This is a genomic window from Oleiphilus sp. HI0080, assembly GCF_001635135.1.
Genome location: NZ_LWFU01000832.1, coordinates 1 through 1,433, shown reverse-complemented (window position 1 = coordinate 1,433; position 1,433 = coordinate 1). Strand labels below are relative to the sequence as shown.

Below are 1,433 nucleotides of genomic sequence, written 5' to 3'. Positions count from 1 at the left end.
CGCCAAATTCGGATAGGTCTTAATCGCCGCCATACCATTCGCACCATGACATGCTGCGCAAACCGCAGACTTCGCTTTGCCTGCTGCCGCATCGCCTGCAATAGCAGTGCTGGCACCGAAAGCCATGCACATGGCAGATAATAGGATCGCTTTCTTCAACATCTTGTTTCTCCATTTTGATCAGAACTGGCGAAGACATGGCTCCGCCGCTTCAGCGTTCAGTTTAGCAGAGACCTTAAAAAACCAAAGGTTTTTCGGTTCAGAGCAGACTATCGATATTATTTAAAACGTCGTCCTCAATACATCAGATTACTTTTTATTCGATCTGGCGCGCATTTTCCGGATCGCACATTTCGCTTTAGAGCGCTTTGCGATAGCATGCCTTACGAAAATAAAAACTGCGAGATTGATCAATATGTTACGTGTCTTATCGAGTCTGCTGTTCTTGTTCGCTTTGAGCACCTCCGCTGCCGCAAACAGCCTTCAACCACTTACCATGTGTGTATTCGACTTTGTCGGCCATGACGGACCAATTCACAAGGAAATGAAGGAATACAAAATCGACGCCGTTAGATGGGGCGTAGATCTTCAGTTCAAGGTATATACTGATGACCGTGTTGCTTCGGAAGAGTTTAAAAACGGCGTCTGCGACATGCTCAACCTGCCAGGTATTCGCGCAAGGGAATACAACAAGTTTACGGGCAGCATTAACGCCGTTGGTGCACTGCCAACCTACGACCACTTGGCGATTGTTGTTAAGTCACTCAGCAGCCCGGGCGCATCCAAACTGATGCGAAATGGTGAGTACGAGATTATCGGTATTGGTCCAATTGGCGCCATTTTCCTATTCGTAAATGACAAATCTATTCAGAACCCTGAAGACATGGCCGGTAAACGCGTTACCGTTTTGGATAACGCACCAGAAACCGAATATCTTGCAACACGCATTGGCATGACCCCAGTGTCCTCTAGCATCGCGAACGCGCTTCAGAAATTTAACAACAAAGCGGTCGATATCACAGGTGCTCCAGGCCTCGCGTACGAGCCTATGGAAATGTACAAAGGATTAGAGCCATCCGGCGGCATTATTAAGTGGCCTAGCTTACAGATCACGATGCAACTTATCGTTCGCTGGGAAAAGGTACCTGAAGGCTTTGCACAAAACTCGCGTGAACTCATGGCCAGCAAATACAAGGATCAGATTCGCAAAATTGTGGATAGCGAGTTAACCATTCCAGAAAAATATTGGATAGACATCAATGATAAGACCAAAGATAACTGGAACGAGTTATTCCGTGAAAGCCGCATCGCATTGCGCGACAAAGGTGTCTATGACGGAAAAGCGCTTACCCTATTCCGCAAGGTACGCTGCAAAATTGACCCTGCGTTAGCGGAATGTACATCGAAAGATCGCGAATAGCGTTTCTAGAAAT

At 47.0% G+C, this 1,433-nt stretch carries 1 protein-coding gene; it reads left to right on the top strand.

Annotated elements, in window-relative coordinates; all coding sequences use genetic code 11:
* Nucleotides 1-415: 415 nt before the first annotated feature.
* The gene (locus A3751_RS16985; RefSeq protein WP_068458165.1) at nt 416-1,420 is read left to right on the top strand and encodes a putative solute-binding protein; all 1,005 of its coding nucleotides are present in this window, start codon (nt 416-418) and stop codon (nt 1,418-1,420) included.
* Nucleotides 1,421-1,433 lie beyond the last annotated feature (13 nt).

Excerpts from the sequence above, each read along its gene's own strand:
- A3751_RS16985 (WP_068458165.1), top strand. The coding sequence starts at position 416 with ATGTTACGTGTCTTATCGAGTCTGCTGTTCTTGTTCGCTTTGAGCACC.